At 72.4% G+C, this 18,934-nt stretch carries 17 protein-coding genes; 9 read left to right on the forward strand and 8 right to left on the reverse strand.

Features of this window, described 5'->3' with window-relative positions; all coding sequences use genetic code 11:
• Both OIB37_RS09345 and OIB37_RS09350 read right to left on the reverse strand, forming a co-directional pair.
• Positions 1–657 (reverse strand): GntR family transcriptional regulator, encoded by a 657-nt coding sequence (locus tag OIB37_RS09345; RefSeq protein WP_330457070.1) that lies wholly within the window; start codon positions 655–657, stop codon positions 1–3.
• A 193-nt stretch (positions 658–850) separates the two neighbouring features.
• On the reverse strand, positions 851–1,438 hold the full coding sequence (locus tag OIB37_RS09350; RefSeq protein WP_330457071.1) for a TIGR03086 family metal-binding protein: 588 nt from the start codon (positions 1,436–1,438) through the stop codon (positions 851–853).
• Positions 1,439–1,615: 177 nt separating this feature from the next.
• Between OIB37_RS09350 and OIB37_RS09355 the strand changes: the two genes are divergently transcribed.
• Positions 1,616–2,854, forward strand: coding sequence for an MFS transporter (locus OIB37_RS09355; protein WP_330457072.1), 1,239 nt, complete (start codon positions 1,616–1,618; stop codon positions 2,852–2,854).
• Here the strand turns inward: OIB37_RS09355 and OIB37_RS09360 are convergent.
• Positions 2,791–3,963: a hypothetical protein gene (locus tag OIB37_RS09360; RefSeq protein WP_330457073.1), complete on the reverse strand. Its 1,173-nt coding sequence runs from the start codon at positions 3,961–3,963 to the stop codon at positions 2,791–2,793. The two genes, OIB37_RS09355 and OIB37_RS09360, sit on opposite strands and share 64 nt — an antisense overlap.
• Positions 3,960–4,901, reverse strand: a complete 942-nt coding sequence (locus tag OIB37_RS09365) for a 5-dehydro-4-deoxyglucarate dehydratase (protein ID WP_330457074.1) — start codon at positions 4,899–4,901, stop codon at positions 3,960–3,962. Before OIB37_RS09365 ends, OIB37_RS09360 begins: the two co-directional genes overlap by 4 nt.
• Positions 4,902–5,144: 243 nt before the next feature.
• Between OIB37_RS09365 and OIB37_RS09370 the strand changes: the two genes are divergently transcribed.
• The gene (locus tag OIB37_RS09370) at positions 5,145–5,969 is read left to right on the forward strand and encodes an NAD-dependent epimerase/dehydratase family protein (protein ID WP_330457075.1); all 825 of its coding nucleotides are present in this window, start codon (positions 5,145–5,147) and stop codon (positions 5,967–5,969) included.
• Positions 5,970–6,183: 214 nt separating this feature from the next.
• Here OIB37_RS09370 and OIB37_RS09375 read toward each other — a convergent pair whose 3' ends face one another.
• Complete coding sequence (locus tag OIB37_RS09375; RefSeq protein WP_330457076.1) at positions 6,184–6,555, reverse strand: hypothetical protein; 372 nt, start codon at positions 6,553–6,555, stop codon at positions 6,184–6,186.
• A 569-nt stretch (positions 6,556–7,124) separates the two neighbouring features.
• Between OIB37_RS09375 and OIB37_RS09380 the strand changes: the two genes are divergently transcribed.
• The 6 genes from OIB37_RS09380 (at position 7,125) to OIB37_RS09405 (ending at position 13,623) form a co-directional block, all read left to right on the forward strand.
• Positions 7,125–7,895 (forward strand): DeoR/GlpR family DNA-binding transcription regulator, encoded by a 771-nt coding sequence (locus OIB37_RS09380; protein WP_330457077.1) that lies wholly within the window; start codon positions 7,125–7,127, stop codon positions 7,893–7,895.
• Positions 7,896–8,117: 222 nt separating this feature from the next.
• Positions 8,118–9,494 carry an ABC transporter substrate-binding protein gene (locus tag OIB37_RS09385; protein ID WP_330457078.1) on the forward strand — a complete coding sequence of 459 codons (1,377 nt, stop codon included), beginning with the start codon at positions 8,118–8,120 and terminating at the stop codon, positions 9,492–9,494.
• Positions 9,491–10,438, forward strand: coding sequence for a carbohydrate ABC transporter permease (locus OIB37_RS09390; protein WP_330457079.1), 948 nt, complete (start codon positions 9,491–9,493; stop codon positions 10,436–10,438). The genes OIB37_RS09385 and OIB37_RS09390 overlap by 4 nt, the downstream gene beginning before the upstream one ends.
• Positions 10,435–11,316, forward strand: coding sequence for a carbohydrate ABC transporter permease (locus OIB37_RS09395; protein WP_330457080.1), 882 nt, complete (start codon positions 10,435–10,437; stop codon positions 11,314–11,316). Before OIB37_RS09390 ends, OIB37_RS09395 begins: the two co-directional genes overlap by 4 nt.
• Complete coding sequence (locus OIB37_RS09400; RefSeq protein WP_330457081.1) at positions 11,313–12,302, forward strand: zinc-dependent alcohol dehydrogenase family protein; 990 nt, start codon at positions 11,313–11,315, stop codon at positions 12,300–12,302. Before OIB37_RS09395 ends, OIB37_RS09400 begins: the two co-directional genes overlap by 4 nt.
• A 103-nt stretch (positions 12,303–12,405) precedes the next feature.
• Positions 12,406–13,623 (forward strand): TerD family protein, encoded by a 1,218-nt coding sequence (locus OIB37_RS09405; protein WP_330457082.1) that lies wholly within the window; start codon positions 12,406–12,408, stop codon positions 13,621–13,623.
• A gap of 327 nt (positions 13,624–13,950) precedes the next feature.
• Here the strand turns inward: OIB37_RS09405 and OIB37_RS09410 are convergent, their stop codons facing one another.
• On the reverse strand, positions 13,951–15,378 hold the full coding sequence (locus OIB37_RS09410) for a hypothetical protein (RefSeq protein ID WP_330457083.1): 1,428 nt from the start codon (positions 15,376–15,378) through the stop codon (positions 13,951–13,953).
• A gap of 268 nt (positions 15,379–15,646) precedes the next feature.
• Here OIB37_RS09410 and OIB37_RS09415 point away from each other — a divergent pair, with 268 nt between their 5' ends.
• A complete protein-coding gene (locus OIB37_RS09415) occupies positions 15,647–17,473 on the forward strand; it encodes an endonuclease/exonuclease/phosphatase family protein (protein ID WP_330457084.1) in 1,827 nt (608 codons plus the stop codon).
• Between the two features lie 21 nt (positions 17,474–17,494).
• On the opposite strand, the gene OIB37_RS09420 is transcribed toward OIB37_RS09415, so the two are convergent.
• Both OIB37_RS09420 and OIB37_RS09425 read right to left on the reverse strand, forming a co-directional pair.
• Positions 17,495–18,232, reverse strand: coding sequence for an SRPBCC family protein (locus tag OIB37_RS09420; RefSeq protein ID WP_330457085.1), 738 nt, complete (start codon positions 18,230–18,232; stop codon positions 17,495–17,497).
• Positions 18,233–18,246: 14 nt separating this feature from the next.
• Entirely contained in the window at positions 18,247–18,849 is a 603-nt protein-coding gene (locus OIB37_RS09425) for an ArsR/SmtB family transcription factor (protein WP_330457086.1), read from the reverse strand.
• Positions 18,850–18,934 lie beyond the last annotated feature (85 nt).

The raw sequence follows: 18,934 nt of genomic DNA on the forward strand, positions 1-18,934 counted from the left end.
TCACTGTTGTCCTTCCTCCGGGCGCGACGCGGGGAAGGCCCGCCGGGTGAACGAGGTGATGTGGGTGTGCAGGGCGCTCGCGGCGCCGTCCGCGTCGCCGCCTCGCGCGAGGCGGAGGATCTCCCGGTGCTCGGCGGCCTCCCGCTCCCAGGAGGGGTCGGCCGCCCAGGCCACGGCCGAGACGAGCGCGGCCTGGTCGCGGACGTCGTCCAGCATCCGGGTGAGCAGCGGGTTGCCGCACGGCAGGTAGAGGGCGCGGTGGAACGCGCGGTTGGCGAGGGCCCGTTCGGCGGGGCCGGGGGCGGTGTCCGCCCGGTCCAGCGCGTCCGCGGCGGCGTCGAGAGGAGCCCCGCGGGTGACCGTGCGGCGCAGGGCCTCCGGTTCCAGCAGCAGCCGTACGTCGTGGACCTGGCGCGCCATGTCCGCGTCCACCGTGCGTACGGTGACGCCCTTGTACTGGCTCGTCACGACGAGGCCGGTGCCGGCGAGCGTCTTCAGCGCCTCGCGCACCGGGGTCTTGGACACCCCGAACGACGCGGCCAGTTCCGTCTCGACGAGCGCCTGCCCGGGAGCCAGCGCGCCGGTCAGGATGCGGTGTCTGATCGCCTCCAGCACGTACTGCGTGCGGGACGGGATCGGCGTGGGCACAGCGGTCACGGGCGCCTCCCGGTGACACGGCCGCGCGGGCCCGCGGCCGTGAACTCACGTACCGCGCCTCGTATATGACGTATGACGTATGACGTACGAGGCGCGACGCGTCGAAGTTAGGAGGGGGGCCGCGTTTCGTCAATGCCGCTGACGAAAGAGGCCCGCGGGGGTCCGCCGCGGCGCGGCGGGTGTCCCCCCGGCCCTACGGCCGCCATCCCGGGTCGCGGCCGCTCAGGCTCACCGCGTGCTCCAGCGGCGGGGCGTCCTGCGGGACCGGTACGACGGGGCCGAAGGGGCCGCGTTCGCGGTCGAGGCCGGCCGCCGCACCGGTGAGGAAGCCGAGGGCCGCCTCGACGACGGCGGCGTCGGGTTCGTAGGGCAGGCCGAGGGCGCGGGCCAGGTCCCAGCCGTGGATCACCAGCTCGTCGGCGACGACGGCGCCGGCGACCGCGCCGGGCAGGTCCACGCCCCCGGCGCGGGTCGTGCCGGTCCACGCCGACGGCTCGCGCCAGGCCTCGGCCAGTTCGTCGAGCGCCTCGGCCAGCCGCTCGCGCCAGTCGGGGGCGAGTTCGGGGAGCCCGGCCTCCGGGCTGGTGTCGGTCGTCGGGCCGAGGTCCTTGCGGGCGGCGTCCCGGAAGGCGACGGCCAGCCCGGTCAGATGGGCCAGCAGGTCCCGCACCGTGTAGTCCGGACACGGGGTGGGATCCGGCAGCCGCTCGTCGCTCACCTTGCCGGCGAGCTCCGTGAGGACCCGGGTCTGGGCACCGAGATCGAAGATGGGGTGGGTCATGCCGTGCTCCTTGCGCGTGGGGGGCGGGGACATCCGTACCCGGGTACGGGGGTGACATCCGTACCCATGAGTGACCCGCCGGGGCACGGGAACTCATCGGTACGCCCCTCACCGGCGCGCCGGACGAGGCATCCGCCCGATCCGCGCCCACCCTCCTTAGGGCCACGATGACCAGGCATGACGAAAACGAAAAACGGCGGTACGAGGCGCGTGCTGCGCGACCGCGACGCCGGTCTGTACCTCGCGAGTGTGGTGGTGTCCGCGTTCGGCACGTCCGCGCTGGGCCCGGCCTGCGGCATGTGGGTGAAGGACCTCACCGGCTCGAACGGCCTGGCCGCCCTGTGTCTGCTCGCCACCTGGGCGCCCACGCTCGCCGGCCCGCTGCTCGGCACGATCGCCGACCGCCTGCCCCGCAAACCCCTGCTGATCTGGGCCGACCTCGGCCTCGGTGCCGTCCTCCTCACCCTCTTCGCGGTGCGCTCCCGCGACGACCTGTGGCTGCTCTTCACCGTGCTGCTGGTGTACGGCACGGTCGTCGCCGTCCGTGATCCGGCCGAGTCCGCCGTCGTCACCGGCGTCGTCGGCCCGGAGCTGCTGGGTGACCTGGGCGGGCTCCGGACGACCGCCGTGGAGGGCATGAAGCTGGTGGCCCCGCTGACCGGTGCGGCCCTGTACGCGGCGTACGGCGGGGCCGCGGTCGCCTGCCTCGACGCCGGCACGTTCGCGCTGGCCGCCGCCGTGTGGCCGTTCGTCCGCGTCCGCGAGGAGCCGCCGCGGCCCCGGGCGGGCGGCGGGCGCGCGCAGGCGGCCGAGGGCGTCCGCGAGCTGTGGGGGCATCCGCTCCTGCGTCCGCTGGTGCTGGCCGGCGGTGCCACGATGTTCCTCTCCAGCCTGAGCAGCACCATGACGTACGGCGTCGTGGACGCCCTCGGGCACTCCCCCGCCTACGCGGGTGTCCTGTACGCCGTCCAGGGCGCCGGCTCGACGGCGGTCGGGCTGGTGTCGGGAGCGGCGCTGCGCCGGCTGGGCGCGCGCCGGTTCGCGGCGGCCGGGATCGCGCTCACGGCGGTCGCGGTGGCCGCGCGGGCGGTCCCGTCGGACCCGGTGGTGCTGGCGGGCAGCCTGGGGATCGGCCTGGGGCTGCCGTGCGTGCTGATCGCCGCGTTCACCGCCGTGCAGCTCGAGACGCCCGGCCCGCTGCTGGGCCGGGTGACCGCCACCGCCGGCACGCTGATCTTCACACCGACCGCCGTCGGGCTGGCCGTCGGGGCCGGCCTGGTCGAACTGGCCGGCCCCGCGCCGCTGTTGCCCGTGTACGGCGTGGCGCTCCTCGCCACGGCGGCGTCACTCGTTCAGCGCGTGGACAGCGCCTCGCGCACTACCGACAGGTCCCCGTCGGACGCCAACCCGGCGTGATACAGGCGCAGTTCCGTCGCCCCCTCGGCACGCGCGCGTGCCGCGTCGGCCGCGAGGGTGCCCGGGCTGCCGCCCATGCCGGTGACCACCGGGAAGTTGGCGGCGAGGACCGCGCCCTCCCGCGCCCGCTCGGCGAAGGGTGCCAGCAGCGCCGTACCGTCCGTGCCGCCCGCGCACGGGACGACCACGCCGTCCGCGACGGACAGGATGTGGGCGGGGTCGACGCCGGCGTTGGCGCCGCAGTGGTACGGCACCGGGTCCGCGTGCAGCAGCACCTGGAAGCCGTCGGGCGCGGCGGCGCGTACAGCGGTGACGGCCGCTTCCTGGAGGGTGTGGGCCGTCCGCTCGCGCCACGCGCGCGTGGCGGACGCCGTCTCCTCGCCGAGGAGCTTTCGGACGGCCGCCCAGTCCCCGTCGTCCGCCGCACCGCGCCACAGCGGTTCCAGCGCGGCCCGTACGGCTCCCGCCAACGCGTCGGCGTCCAGGCCCTGTTCGCCGTAGCCGGCGCGGCAGTCCGGGCAGAAGCACAGCGACAACAGGTACTGCCCGGCGTCCCCGAGGGCGATCCCGGCGGTCTTGTCGTGGGCGTGCAGGTGCTGGAGGCCGTACCAGCCGAGGGATTCCAGTTCGGTGCCGCGGGCGCCGGGGCGTACGGCGGCCTCGGCGGCGAGGCCGGTCAGGTACGCGCGGGTGGCGGGCTGGGCGATGCAGGGCGCCCACGGGTAGCGGTCGCCGTAGGCGTTGACGACCGAGGTGTCCGGGTGTTCGGCGCCCAGGCGGGAGCTGTGCGCCAGGACCACCCAGCTGTGCACCTCCAGGCCGGCCGCGGCGAGTGCCTCGGCGGCCTGCCCGTAGGCGTCGCCGGGGGCCCAGTGTCCCGCGGGGTACGGCCGCAGGGCCCGGCCCGCCCAGCGGTCGCCGGCGGGGTAGAGGACGGCCGCGTGCTCGGCGGTGACGACGCGGTGGCGGGGGTGGCGCGGGGTCAGGGCGCGGGTGGAGTGGTAGGCGGAGGCGAGGGTCACCTGCTCCACGCCGAGTCCGGCGATCCGGGCGGGGGCGTCGGGGTCCCCATTGACGTCCCAGGGGTAGACGAACGCCGACGCCTTCACGCACCCTCCTCCAGCAGCGCGTGGCCGCGGTCGACGAGCCGGGCGAGTTGCTTGACGTGATCCTCGGCGGGCTCGTGCAGCGGGGGCCGGACCTCGCCGACGTCCAGGCCGCGCAGCCGTACGCCCGCCTTGACGAGGGAGACGGCGTATCCGTGGCCCTGGGCGCGCAGTTCGACGAACGGGCGGTAGAAACCGTCCAGCAGGCGGCGCGCGGTGGCCTCGTCGCCCGTCTCCAGCGCCCGGTGGAAGGCCAGGGCGATCTCGGGGGCGAAGCAGAAGACGGCGGAGGAGTACAGGGTGATGCCGAGGGCACGGTAGGCGAGCTGGGTCTGCTCGGCGGTGGGCAGGCCGTTGAAGTACAGGAAGTCGCCCGGGACTTCGGTGCGGACGGCGCTGACGATGCGCTGCATCAGGTCCAGGTCGCCGACGCCGTCCTTGAGGCCGATGACGCCTTCGGTGCGGGCGAGTTCGACCACGGTCGGCGGGGTGAAGACGGCGTTGTCGCGCTGGTAGACGATGACCGGCAGGGCGGTCGCCGCGGCGATCTCCCGGTAGTGCCGCAGCAGACCCTCCTGCCCGGCGACGACGAGGTACGGCGGCAGGGCGAGGAGTCCGTCGGCGCCCGCCTCCTCGGCGAGCCGCGCGTAGCGGACGGCGAGCGCGGTGCCGTAGCCGGCGCCCGCGATCACCGGGACCCGGCCCTCCGCCGCCTCGACGGCCGCGCGCACGCAGGCCTCGAACTCCTCCGGGAGCAGCGCGTGGAACTCGCCGGTGCCGCAGGCGGCGAACACGGCGGCGGCTCCGGCCTCGACGCCGCGGCGCACATGGGCGCGGTAGACGTCGAGGTCGACCGAGCCGTCGGGGCCGTAGGCGGTGACGGGGAAGAACAGCGGCCCGCTGGGGTCGCTGAGCCGGGCGGCGAGAGGGACTGACGTCACGGGCGCTCCCTGTCGGTGCGTGCCACGGGTGCACGAATCTGATCGGTGTCCATATCTCTGAACGGCATCACGCTAAAGGCCGCCCACAAGGGCGGTCAAGCGGGCGAACCACCAACACAGCACCGGATTTCCGCACTCCACGGCACACTTGACCGCACGGCTCGGCCCTCTCTAGCGTGTCCACGGATGTGAATCGCATCCACACATGCGGCCGTTGACTCAAGAACCGCAAGGAGATCGAGGATGCCCGCTCCCCGCACCCTGCTGCTCACCGGCGCCGCCGGCGGCCTCGGCACCCTGATGCGGTCCCTGCTGCCGGCGTACGGCTACACGCTGCGCCTGTTCGACGTGCGCCCCGTCGAGGACGAGCCGGACGCCATCACCGCGGACCTCGCCGACAAGGAGGCGCTGCGCGAGGCGGTGCGGGGCGTGGACGCGGTCCTCCATCTCGCGGGCATCTCCCTGGAGGCGCCGTTCGAGAAGATCCTCAAGGCGAACATCGAGGGCACGTACAACCTCTACGAGGCCGCCCGCCACGAAGGAGTGCCCCGGATCGTCTTCGCCTCCTCCAACCACGCCGTCGGCTACACCGCGGCGCCACAGGGTGCCGTACCGCTCGATCCCGGCGCGCTGATCCCGGTCGGCACCCCGCGCCGCCCGGACACCTTCTACGGCCTGTCCAAGTCCTTCGGCGAGGACCTGGCGCAGCTCTACTGGGACCGGCACGGCCTGGAGACCGTCTCCGTGCGCATCGGCTCCTGCTTCCCCGAGCCCACCAGTGTGCGCATGCTCTCGCTGTGGCTGAGCCCCGCCGACGGCGCCCGCCTCTTCCACGCGTCCCTGACCGCCGAGGAGGTCGGCCACACGGTCGTCTACGGCTCCTCGGCCAACACCCGTCTGTGGTGGGACCTGTCGTCCGCCCGGGCGCTCGGCTACGAGCCGCGGGACGACTCCGAGCCGTACGCCGCCGAACTGATCGCCGCACAGGGCGAAATGGACTCGGCGAACCCGGCCCACAGCCACCTGGGCGGCCATTTCGTGAACGACCCGCCGATCTGGCCGTACTGAACGATCCGGAACGGCACCGGGCCTCTTGCGCGCGCCCCGGACGAGCAAGGCCGCTCCGCGACGACCACCGGGCGCGGGCGGGGCCCTGCGGGATTCCGCCGGGGATTCCGCCGGGGATCACCGAAGAGCGGCCTCCCGGCGCCGCCTCACGGTCGACACCGGTCAACGCCGGTCGGCGCCGGTCAACACCGGGACTCGTCGTCGTGCTTGGCGACTAGTTTGCCGCCGTACCGCCCTCCGGGGCGTCGAAGCGCACGGAACGGACCTCCAGGGTGTCCTTGGCCGGCTTGCCGTGTGCCCTCAGCCGCCAGGCGGAACCCTCGCAGTTCGCGCCGAGGTAGACGGTCACGGCGGTGTCGGTGTCGTTCTGCGGGCCGTAGCCGGGGAGTTCCTCGTCGTCGCCGACGCCGTAGAGGTTGATGCACTTGCCGCTGTGCGGGTCGGCGAGGGCGACGTGCTGCTCCTGGCCGTAGCCGTCGACGTACTTGTAGTGGAAGCTGCCCTGGGCCGCCTGGGCGGAGCCGGCCATGGACAGGGCGAGGGCGAGGGCGCCGAGGGAGGCGCCGAGGGTGGTGCGGAGCTTCATGACGGGAGGGATCCCTTCCGAAGATGATCAAGGGGTACCGCGGAGCCGACCCTAGAAGGGCGGACGGCGGCGAACCGGTCCGCCGGGCCGTCGGCTCCCGCACGCCCCCGGAGTGTCACCCGCTCGGGTCAGGCACAGGCCGGCGCCGGACGGTCGCCACCGCCGCCGCCCCGGCGGAACACACCGGCCCCCCGGTTCCCTCGCGGACCGTCACCCGTGCCCGGCCCCCCACGACCGTCACGAAACGACTGTCACGAAACGACCGTCCCGAAGTGTCCGCCGCGGCCTTCGGCCCGGCCGAAAACGATCGATCTTCATGGCGGGCGGGCAGCAAACGGGCGCGCCCGCCGCCGTGTTCGGGCATCGGAGCTGCCCGATCTCACGTCCCGGCACACAGCAGCCCAGGTCCGAGGCGGGCACAGCCAGAACCGAACGGGCACATGCGGGCACCATCGGACGCGCAACAGGCCTGGTCACCGCCGCGCACGCGCTGTAGAACTTTCCCCCGAGGGCCTCACCGGGCCCGAACGGGCACAGCACGGCAAGGCAAGGCAGGGGAGGTGTCGGCGATGACGGCGATGACCGCGGAGGAACGACAGCGCGAGATCGTCCAGGCCGCCCGCCGCACGGGTTCGGTCGACGTCACCACGCTCGCCACCGAACTGGGCGTCGCCAAGGAGACCGTACGACGCGATCTGCGGGCCCTGGAGGACCACGGGCTGGTCCGCCGCACGCACGGCGGCGCCTATCCCGTGGAGAGCGCCGGCTTCGAGACGACCCTCGCCTTCCGCGCCACCAGTCACGTCCCCGAGAAGCGCCGGATCGCGGCCGCGGCGGCCGAGCTGCTCGGGGACGCCGAGACCGTCTTCGTCGACGAGGGCTTCACCCCGCAGCTCATCGCCGAGGCGCTCCCCCGCGACCGGCCGCTGACGGTGGTCACCGCCTCCCTGGCCACCGCCGGGGCGCTCGCGGAGGCCGAGAACACGACGGTGCTGCTGCTGGGCGGCCGGGTGCGCGCCGGCACGCTGGCCACCGTCGACCACTGGACGACCAGGATGCTGGCCGGGTTCGTCATCGACCTGGCGTACATCGGCGCCAACGGCATCTCCCGCGACCACGGGCTGACCACCCCCGACCCGGCGGTCAGCGAGGTCAAGGCCCAGGCGATCCGTGCCTCCCGCCGCACGGTCTTCGCCGGGACGCACACCAAGTTCGGCGCGGTGAGCTTCTGCCGGTTCGCCGAGGTCGGCGCCCTGGAGGCCGTCGTCACCAGCACGCTGCTGCCGGCCGCCGAGGCCCACCGCTACTCGCTCCAGGGCCCGCAGGTCATCCGGGTCTGACCGCACGCCCGAGGCCCCTCCGGGCCACCGCACCACCGCCGCCGCTCCACGGTCACCGCACCGCAGTCACCGTTCCACTTTCACCGCACCGCACCGCAGTCACCGCACCGCCCGGCCGTCCGCCGTACCTCCAGCGAGCCGCACGGCCGCTCCAGCACACCTCGACACCCGCATCCCGTCCCCGTCTTCCCAAGACCATCAGCGATCAGGAGTACCCCTTCCATGCGAACCCAGAGCCGACGAACGCCACGCGTCCTCCTCGCCGCGGCCGCCGCGGGAACGCTCGCCACCCCCCTGCTCACCGGCTGCGCGGGCGCAGGCGGCGCGGGCGGGAGCGGATCCTCCGCCCACTCCATCAACGTCCTGATGGTGAACAACCCGCAGATGGTGGAGCTCCAGAAGCTCACCGCCGCCCACTTCACCAAGGAGACCGGCATCAAGGTGAACTTCACCGTGCTGCCGGAAAACGATGTCAGGGACAAGATCAGCCAGGACTTCGCCAACCAGGCGGGCCAGTACGACATCGCCACGCTCAGCAACTACGAGATCCCGATCTACGCCAAGAACGGCTGGCTCCACTCCGTCGACTCCTACGTCAAGAGCGACACCGCCTTCGACCAGCAGGACATCCTCGCCCCGATGCGGCAGGCGCTGACCGGAGCGGACGGCAAGCTCTACGGCGAGCCCTTCTACGGCGAGTCCTCCTTCCTGATGTACCGCAAGGACGTCCTGGAGAAGAAGGGCCTGACCATGCCGGCCCACCCGACCTGGAAGCAGGTCGCCGACCTCGCCGCCAAGACGGACGGCGCCGAGTCCGGGATGAAGGGCATCTGCCTGCGCGGCCTGCCCGGCTGGGGCGAGGTGATCGCCCCGCTGACCACGGTCGTCAACACCTTCGGCGGCACCTGGTTCGACAAGGACTGGAAGGCGCGCGTGGACTCCCCGGAGTTCAAGAAGGCCGTCCAGTTCTACGTCGACCTGGTCCGCAAGCACGGCGAGTCCGGTGCCGCGCAGTCCGGCTACGCCGAGTGCCTGAACAACATGACCCAGGGCAAGACGGCCATGTGGTACGACGCCACGGCGGGCGCGGGCTCGCTGGAGGCCGCCGGTTCCCCGGTCAAGGGAAAGATCGGCTACGTGCCGGCCCCGGTCGACAGGACCGAGAGCTCCGGCTGGCTCTACACCTGGGCCTGGGGCGTCCAGAAGGCGTCCAAGCACCCCGACGACGCCTGGAAGTTCATCTCGTGGGCGTCCGGCAAGGGCTACGAGAACCTCGTCGGGAAGACGTCGGGCTGGTCCGACGTGCCCGCGGGCAAGCGCGCGTCGACCTATGACATACCGCAGTACACCAAGGAGGCGGGCGCCTTCGCGGACGTCACCCGGGACGCCATCGCGGGCGCCAGGCCGCAGGACCCGGGCGTGCAGCCCCGGCCCGCGCCCGGCATCCAGTTCGTCGGCATCCCCGAGTTCACCGACCTGGGCACCAAGGTCGCCCAGGAGATCAGCAGCGCGATCGCCGGCCGTCAGTCCGTGGACAGCGCGCTGAAGAAGTCGCAGCAGTACGCCGAGGCCGTCGGCAAGAAGTACGAGGGATCATGACCGTGACGACATCGGCCCCGGTCGCCGCCGCCACCGCGCGGCCGGCGGCCCGGCCCTCGAACCGCATGCGCGCCTGGGTCACCCGGGCCCCGCTGCTGCCCGCGCTGATCTTCATGATCGCCGTGACCCAGCTGCCGTTCGTGGCGACCCTGGTGATCTCGTTCTTCAAGTGGAACGCGCTCTACCCGGACGACCGCCACTTCACCGGCCTGTCCAACTACGCCGACGTGATCAGCACCCCCGAGCTGCGCCAGTCGGTGTGGACGACCGTCCTGCTGACCGCCTCCGTGGTGCTGGCCTGCATGCTGCTCGGACTGGTGCTGGCGCTGCTCCTCGACCGCCGCTTCCGCGGCCGGGGCGTCGTGCGCACCATGCTCATCGCCCCCTTCCTGCTGGTGCCGGTCGCCGCCGCCCTGCTCTGGAAGCACGTGCTGTTCAACCCCGAGTACGGCCTCTTCAACGGCGTACTGCACTGGCTCGGGGGAAGCGGGGCGCCGCAGCCGGACTGGATCTCCGAGATGCCGCTGACGGCGGTCGCCGCCTCGCTGGTGTGGCAGTGGACGCCGTTCATGATGCTGATCCTGCTGGCCGGGCTGCAGAGCCGCGACCCGGAACTGATCGAGGCAGCCCGGATGGACGGCGCGGGCGACTGGCAGGTGTTCGTCCACATCACCCTGCCGCACCTGCGGCGCTACCTCGAACTGGGCGTGCTGCTGGGTTCGATCTACATCGTGCAGAACTTCGACGCCGTGTTCACGATCACCTCCGGTGGTCTGGGCACCGCGAACCTGCCGTACACCGTCTACCAGACCTTCTACCAGGCGCACGAGAACGGTCTCGCCTCCGCCGCCGGTGTCCTCGTCGTCATCGGTTCGATCGTCATCGCGACCTTCGCCCTGCGCGTCGTGTCGTCCCTGTTCCGTGAGGAGGCCCCCCGCGCATGACGACCTCCGTCACCGCTCCCGCGCGCGGTCACGCGCCGCGGCCGAGCCGCTCCGGCCCCGGTCTGAAGGGCGCCGTCCTGTCGGTGGCCGCCTGGCTGGCCGGCATCCTGTTCGTCCTGCCCCTGCTCTGGATGGCGCTGACGTCCTTCCACTCCGAGGCGGACGCGGCGACCAACCCGCCCTCCCTCACCGCCCCGCTCACCCTGGACAGCTACCGCGAGTTCTTCGGCCTGGGCGGCGGCGCGAGCCCCTGGCCCTCGCTGATCAACTCGACCACGGCGTCTGTGGCCTCCACGGTGCTGACCCTGCTCCTGGCGCTGCCGGCCGCGTACGCGCTGTCCATCCGGCCGGTGAAGAAGTGGACCGACGTCCTGTTCTTCTTCCTGTCCACCAAGATGCTGCCGGCCGTGGCGGGCCTGCTGCCGATCTACCTCTTCGCCAAGGACGCCGGGCTGCTGGACAACGTCTGGGCCCTGGTCGTGCTCTACACCTCGATGAACCTGCCGATCGCGGTGTGGATGATGCAGTCCTTCCTCGCCGAGGTGCCGATCGCGATCATCGAGGCGGCGCAGATCGACGGTGCCAGGCTGCCCACGGTCCTCGGCCGGGTGGTGGCGCCGATCGCCCTTCCGGGCATCGCCGCGACGGCCCTGATCTGCTTCATCTTCAGCTGGAACGAGCTGCTGTTCGCCCGGGTCCTGACGGGTGTCGTCGCCGAGACCGCCCCCGTCTTCCTGACCGGCTTCATCACCAGCCAGGGCCTGTTCCTGGCCAAGGTGTGCGCCGCGTCGCTCGTCATCTCCCTGCCGGTGCTCGCCGCGGGGTTCACCGCCCAGGACAAGCTGGTCCAGGGTCTGTCGCTTGGAGCCGTGAAATGAAGGCCGCCGTCATCGAGTCCGTGGGCCGTGCCGTCGTCACCGAGGTCCCGGACCCGACACCCGGCCCGCGCGAGGTCGTCGTCGAGGTGGCCGCCTGCGGCCTGTGCGGCACCGACCTGCACATCCTCCAGGGCGAGTTCGCCCCGAAGCTGCCGATCGTCCCCGGGCACGAGTTCGCGGGCGAGGTGGTCGGCGTCGGCACCCAGGTCACCGAGGTCGCGGTCGGCGACCGGGTCGCCGTGGACCCCTCCCTGTACTGCTACGAGTGCCGCTTCTGCCGTGACGGCCACAACAACATGTGCGAGCGGTGGGCCGCGATCGGTGTGACCACGGCCGGCGGCGCGGCCCAGTTCGCGGTGGCCCCCGTGGCGAACTGCGTGAAGCTGCCCGAGCACGTGCGCACCGAGGACGCGGCCCTCATCGAGCCGCTGTCCTGCGCGGTACGCGGGTACGACGTCCTCAACTCCCGGCTCGGTGCCAACGTCCTGATCTACGGCTCCGGGACCATGGGCCTGATGATGCTGGAGCTGGCCAAGCGCACGGGCGCGGCGAACGTGGACGTGGTCGACCTGAACCCGGCGCGTCTGGAGACCGCCCGGCGGCTCGGCGTCTCCGGCTCCGCGGCGAACGCGGACGAGCTGGAGCGCCCGCGGGGCTGGGACGTCGTCATCGACGCGACCGGCAACGCGGCGGCCATCCAGGACGGCCTGGGCCGGGTTGCCAAGGCGGGCACGTTCCTGCAGTTCGGGGTGGCCGACTACGCGACGCGGGTCACGATCGACCCGTACCGCATCTACAACCAGGAGATCACCATCACCGGCTCCATGGCGGTGCTGCACAGCTTCGAGCGGGCGGCCGACCTGTTCGCGGGCGGGGTGCTCGACCCGGACGTGTTCATCAGCGACCGCGTTCCGCTGGAGCAGTACCCGCAGGCGCTGGAGCAGTTCGCGGCGGGGGTGGGACGCAAGATCGTCGTGGTGCCCTGAGCGGTGCCCCGAGTGGATCCACCGCGCTCTGGGCCGATCGGGGGGCGGGCCGCGGGTAAGGGAACGGCAAAGTGATGTCGTTCGTTCACCCGGCATGACAGCTATGACCCCTGGCTCGAACACCCCTCTGCCGGTCGCCCGGGTGACGGTGGACGTCGCCGCCCCGGTGCGGCTCGACGTGTCGGGCCTGCTGCTCACCGCCGACGGCAAGGTGCGCTCCGACGACGACTTCATCTTCTACAACCAGCCCACGGGACCGGGTGTGACGTACCGGTCCGGCGGGGGCACCGCGCCCGACGCGATCACGATCGACACGGCCGCCGTGCCACCGGACATCGAGAAGATCGTGGTCACGGCCAGCCCGGACGCGGCGGGCCGGACCTTCCAGGGCGTCGAGCCGACGGCCACCGTCCGCGACACGGACGGTGGCACGGTGCTGGCCACGTTCACCCCGCCGCAGCTCGGCACCGAGACCGCGCTGGTGGTCGTCGAGATCTACCGGCGCGGCGGCCAGTGGAAGGTCCGCGCGGTCGGCCAGGGGTACGCCGAGGGACTCGCCGGCATCGCGACCGACTTCGGCGTGTCGGTGGAGGAGCCGGCCGCCGCCTCGGCGGCCCCGCCGCAGCAGCCGGTCGCGCCGCCTCCGCCGCCCGCGCCCCCCGCCGTACAGTCGCCGGTGGCCCCGCAGGTCCCGGCCGCTCCCCCGGCCCCGGCCACTCCGCCGCCCCCGGCGCCCGGCGCCGGGAAGATCAACCTCGACAAGGGCCGCGTCAGCCTCCGGAAGAACCAGACCGTGTCCCTCGTCAAGGGTGGCAGCCCGCTGCTCTCCCAGGTCAGGATGGGCCTCGGCTGGGAGCCCGCGTTCCGCGGCAAGGACATCGACCTGGACGCCTCGGTCATCGCCTACGGCCCGCAGCGCAACCACATCGACAGCTGCTACTTCGGCAAGCTGACGATCCTGAACGGCGCGATCAGGCACTCCGGCGACAACCTCACCGGTGAGGGCGGGGGCGACGACGAGGTGATCACGGTCGACCTCGGCCGGATCCCCCAGGAGGTCACCGGCCTGGTCTTCACGGTCAACTCCTTCTCCGGCCAGAAGTTCACCGAGGTCGCCAAGGCCTACTGCCGCCTGATGGACGCCGCCACCGGCGAGGAACTGGTCCGCTTCGACCTCACCGGCGCCGAGCCCCAGACCGGCGTGCTGATGGCCAAGCTCGTCCGCCAGTTCTCCGGCGAGTGGGACATGACGGCGATGGGCGACTTCGTGAAGGCGCGCACGGTACGGAACATGGCGGAGCCGGGAGCCAGGGCCCTGTAGCCCGACCGGCACCCTGCCGCACCCCGGAACCGGCCGAAACCGATCGAAACCGACCGAGAGGCCGAAGCTGACCCGGGCGGCCCGAAGTGAAGCCGGGCGGCCCGAGTCGGACCGGGGCGGACCGAAGCGGACCCGGGCGGACCGGGGCGGGCGCCGTGAGCGCCGGTGTGGCCCGCGCTAGCGAAGGAGCGCGGGCCACGCTCAGGCCGCACCGGTCAGGCCCTCACGCCCTCACGGCGCCGTGGCTCCGCGAGGGCGTGGCTCCACGAGGGCGTGGGCCGTGGCCGTTCCTCCGGCCGTCGCTCGACCCGCCGCTCGACCCGCCGCTCAACCCGTCTGCTGCGACCGGGCCTTGAACGCGGCCTTGCGGGCCTCCTTGGCGACCCGCTTGTCCGGGTGCAGCCGGCCCATCGCCTCCAGCACGTCCGCGGTGTCGGGGTGGTCCACCCGCCAGGCGGCCGCGAAGAAGCCGCCGTGCTGGGCGGCGAGGCCCTCCACCAGTGCCTGGAGTTCCTCGGAGTTGCCCTCGGCCCGGAGCTGGGCGGCGACGGTGTCGATGGTCAGCCAGAAGACCAGGTCCTGCGACGGCGGGGGCACGTCGGCGGCACCCCGCTCGCTCAGCCAGACCCGGGCGAGGCCGCCCAGTTCGGGGTCGCCGAGGACCGCTCGCAGCGCCGGTTCGGCCTCCGGGCCGACCAGGGACAGGGCCTGCTGGCAGCGCAGCCTGCGCAGCGGCGCGCCGGCGTCGGCGCCCCGCGCGGCCGACAGCAACTCCCGCGCCGAGGCGAGCGGTTCACGCTGGGCGAGCCACTGCTCGGTCTCGGCGCGGGCGGCGGACTGTCCGAAGCGGGCGGTGGCGTCGAGGAGCGCGTCGGCGCCCTTGTCGGCGAGTTCCCCGACGGCGGGGGCGTCGAAGCCGGCCTCCAGCAGGCGCGCCCGCAGGCCGAACGCGCCGAGCGGGGTGAGGCGGACCATGCCGTAGCGGGAGACGTCGGTGTCGTCCACGGGCGCGGCGGGCTCCTCGTCCGCATCGGCCATGAGCGCCTCGTCGACGGGGTCGTAGTCCACCAGGCCGATGGGCTCCAGCAGCCGGAACTGGTCGTCGAGGCGCATCATCGCGTCGGAGACCTGCTCCAGGACGTCGTTGGTGGGCTCGTCCATGTCGCTGGGCACGATCATGGAGGCGGCGAGGGCGGGCAGCGGCACCGGGCCCTCGCCGGAGCCGTCCTCGCTGACGGTCAGCAGGTAGAGGTTGCCGAGGACGCCGTCGAGGAACTCGGACTCGGCCTCGGGGTCCCAGTCGAGTGACGAGAAATCGATCTCGCCGCCCTCGTCCAGGGCGTCGACCAGGCCGTCGAGGTCGGGTACGCCCGCGTCCGCGATGACGGTCTCCAGGGCGGCGAGCCAGACCGCGAGCACGTCGTGCGGGGAGCCGCCGGTGAGCAGCGCCAGCTCCTCGCCGGCCGCCACGGTCCCGGCCTCCTCGTCGGTGATCTCGACGAGACCGGCGTCCACCGCCACCCGCCAGGCCTCACTGGCGTAGGCGGCGGCGTCGTCCCCGCTCAGCCCGAGCAGTTCGGCGGCGGCGGCCAGCTGGTCCTCGGCCAGTCCGCCGCCGGCGTCCACGCGGGTGTCGGGTCCGGCCCAGCGGGCGAGACGCGCGGCACGGGAGAGCAACGGGGTGGACAGCGCGGCGCGCGCCAGCTCCGCTTCGGGGTGCAGCCGCACGGGCGGCAGGGGGGAGCTGTCTGACATCGGCTGGTTCTCCTCGGACACCAAATAAGGACTCGGCGGCTCAGCCTAGACGGATTTCCACCCATGCCGCCTGGTTCATCTTCCCGCCCACGACCGTACATGGCCGAAACCTTGACAACTCCCCACGCCAGGCTGGAGATTGACGCGCGTAGAAGTTGGGGGGACAACTGTTCACTCGGCTCTGCGCGTGTCACACAGGGCTACGAGCCCCACACGCTCCCGCCCCACCCTCGTCCCGGCGCTCACGCACGTCCCCCGGAGGGATCCCTTGCCGAGCAGGTCTTCCGCGCGCCTCGCCGCGCTCACTGTCGCCGCTGTCTGCAGCGCGGCGTCCACCGTCGCCCTCACGTCGCCCGCGCACGCCGATTCCGTGCGCATCCACGACGTGCAGGGCACCACTCGCACATCGCCGCTCACGGGCCAGAAGGTGACGGACGTCCCGGGCATCGTCACGGCCACCCGCACCTACGGCTCCTCCAAGGGCTTCTGGCTCCAGGACCCGACGCCGGACGACAACCCGGCGACCAGCGAAGGCGTGTTCGTCTTCACCAGCTCGACCCCGAAGGTCGCGGTCGGCGACTCGGTCACGGTGACCGGCACGGTCTCCGAGTACGTCCCGGGCGGCGCGTCCACCGGCAACCAGTCGCTGACGGAGATCACCAAGCCGGTGATCACCACGGTCTCCACCGGCAACGAGGTCCCGGCGCCGACGGTGATCGACAAGCGCGCGGTGCCGGACGTGTACACCCCGGCCGGAGACACGGCGGCGGCCGGCTCGGTCAACGCCCTGACCCTGGACCCGCAGCGGTACGCGCTGGACTACTACGAGTCCCTGGAGGGCATGAACGTCCAGGTCGCCGACGCCCGGGTGGTCACGGCCACCGACCCGTACAGCGAGCTGTGGGTGACGGTGAAGCCGCGCGAGCACCGCACCCACCGCGGCGGCACGCTCTACGGCTCCTACGACTCCCAGAACACCGGCCGGCTGCAGATCCAGTCGCTGGGCGCGACCGCCGCCTTCCCGAAGGCGAACGTCGGCGACACCCTGGAGGGCACCACCACCGGCCCGCTGGACTTCAACCAGTTCGGCGGCTACACGCTGGTCGCGGGCAAGCTGGGCACGCTGGTGAGCGGTGGCCTGGAGCGCGAGACGACCCAGAAGCAGTCGGCCCGCGAGCTGGCGGTGGCGACCTACAACGTCGAGAACCTCGACCCGTCGGACGCCACCTTCGGGCAGCACGCCGCCGCGATCGTGAACAACCTGCAGTCGCCGGACATCGTCTCGCTGGAGGAGATCCAGGACGACAACGGCGCCAAGGACGACGGCACGGTCGGCGCGAGCGCGACGGTCACCAAGCTGATCGACGCGATCGTCGCGGCGGGCGGCCCGAAGTACGACTGGCGCTCGATCGACCCGGTCAACGACCAGGACGGCGGCGAGCCCGGCGGCAACATCCGCCAGGTGTTCCTGTTCAACCCGGAGCGGGTGTCCTTCACCGACCGCGCGGGCGGCGACTCCACCACCGCCGTCGGCGTCACCAAGGTCCACGGCAAGGCCCAGCTGACGGCCTCCCCGGGCCGGATCGACCCGGCGAACGCGGCCTGGACCAGCAGCCGCAAGCCGCTGGCCGGCGAGTTCGTCTTCCGCGGCAAGACGGTGTTCGTGATCGCCAACCACCTCAACTCCAAGGGTGGCGACCAGGCGCTGACGGCGCAGTACCAGCCGCCGGTGCGCAGCTCGGAGACCCAGCGCCACGCGCAGGCGACCGAGGTGAACGCGTTCGTCAAGGACATCCTGTCCGTCCAGAAGAACGCGAACGTCATCGCGCTCGGCGACATGAACGACTTCGAGTTCTCCGGCACCGCGCAGATACTCGAAGGCGACGGCGACCTGTGGTCGGCGATCAAGTCGCTGCCGAAGAAGGAGCGTTACACCTACGACTACCAGGGCAACGAGCAGGTCCTGGACCAGATCCTGATCAGCCGGGCGATCCGGTGCGACGGCGACTTCGCGTACGACAGCGTGCACATCAACTCGGAGTTCAACGACCAGATCAGCGACCACGACCCGCAGGTGCTGCGCTTCCGCCCGTAGCGGTCGCGGCCGGGCCGGCCGTCAGAACTGGCTGAACATGCCGTTCAGCCAGTCCTGCCAGGCCCTCTCGTTCGCCCCGGCGTCGGCGTCCGGCGCGAAGTCGTGCACGCTGATGCCGAGGGGCGCGCCCCAGTGACCGCGCCCGAAGAAGCGGATGAGGGCGCTGTCGGTACGCAGCCCGATGAAGTACGGGCTGCGGTAGTCGAGTACGGCGTCCAGGGTCCGCCCACCGGGGCCCTGGACGCGGACCTCGGTACCCGCCGCCGCGTCGTCCGTCAGGCCGAGGGCGCGGGCGGCGGTGGCGAGCGCCCGCGGGGTCGCCGAGGCCGCGGGCCCGTTCAGCTGGGCGAAGGTGACCGGGCTGGGCGCGAAGTGCGTGAGGTACTCGCACAGGGTGTGCAGATAGAAGTTGGTGTGCTTGCTCGCACCGTCGTACTGGTTGTTCCAGTCGTCGGTGAAGACGCCGCTGTGGACGTAGCGCACCCAGGCGTGGCGGCCCTCGTCGCGGGGTTCGATGGTGTAGTCGAGCTGGTTGAGCGACTGGGCGGGCATGCCCACGTTCTCGCTGCGGCTGGTGTAGCGGTGGGGCGGGTCCCAGGCGGTGACGGTCGACCCGAAGGGTCCCTGGCCGCCCTCCCGGGGCTCGGGCGGGTCCATGGGCCACAGATAGCCGCCGGTACCGGTGGTGACGGCCTCCCAGACCTTCTCCGGCGGGACGTCGACCTCGAACTCGCGGACGATCTCGAATTCCTTGGACATGGCGGGGCTCCTGCTCAACTGTCGAGGGTGGGACGGTCTTTGACCGTGGGGTGGAGAGCGACGACGATCCGGTGGTCACGGCCGCCTTCGGCGCCGGGTGCGTCGTACTTGCGGATCAGGGCGCTCACGCCCGCCGTCAGCTCCTGCACGAAGGCCGCGCGGTCGGCGGCGGAGGCGAAGCGGACCTCGCCGTCCAGGGCGTAGGTCGCCAGTCCCTTGCGGGCCTTGGCGGCGCCGGTGATCAGCGCGCCGACGTCCCGCACCAGGCGGGCGCCGAGCGCGAGCAGCCAGCGCGCGGAGAGCTGGTCGCGGAAGCGGTCCGGGTCGGGCTGCACGGGGGCGAGGGCGGCCGGCGAGATGACGTACGACGCGGCGGTCGCGCGCATCAGCCGCTCGGTGACGTTGCCCTTGCGGCGCTCCCCCGCAAGCTCGACCAGGCCGTGCCGTTCCAGCGTCTTGAGGTGGTAGTTCACCTTCTGCCGGGGCAGCCCGACCCGGCCGGCCAGCATGGCGGCGGAAGCGGGCTCGGCGGCCAGTTCGGCGAGCAGCCTGGCCCGTATCGGGTCGAGCGATACGGCCGCCGTCTCGGGGTCCTCGATCACGGTCACGTCCAGCATGCGCCCACCCTCCCACCGAAAACTTTTTTTGTCCAGGCGAGTGAAGTTGTCGGCGAACGGGACGCATCCGACCCCACCAGTCAGC

Source organism: Streptomyces sp. NBC_00820 (assembly GCF_036347055.1).
Classification (GTDB): Bacteria; Actinomycetota; Actinomycetes; order Streptomycetales; family Streptomycetaceae; genus Streptomyces.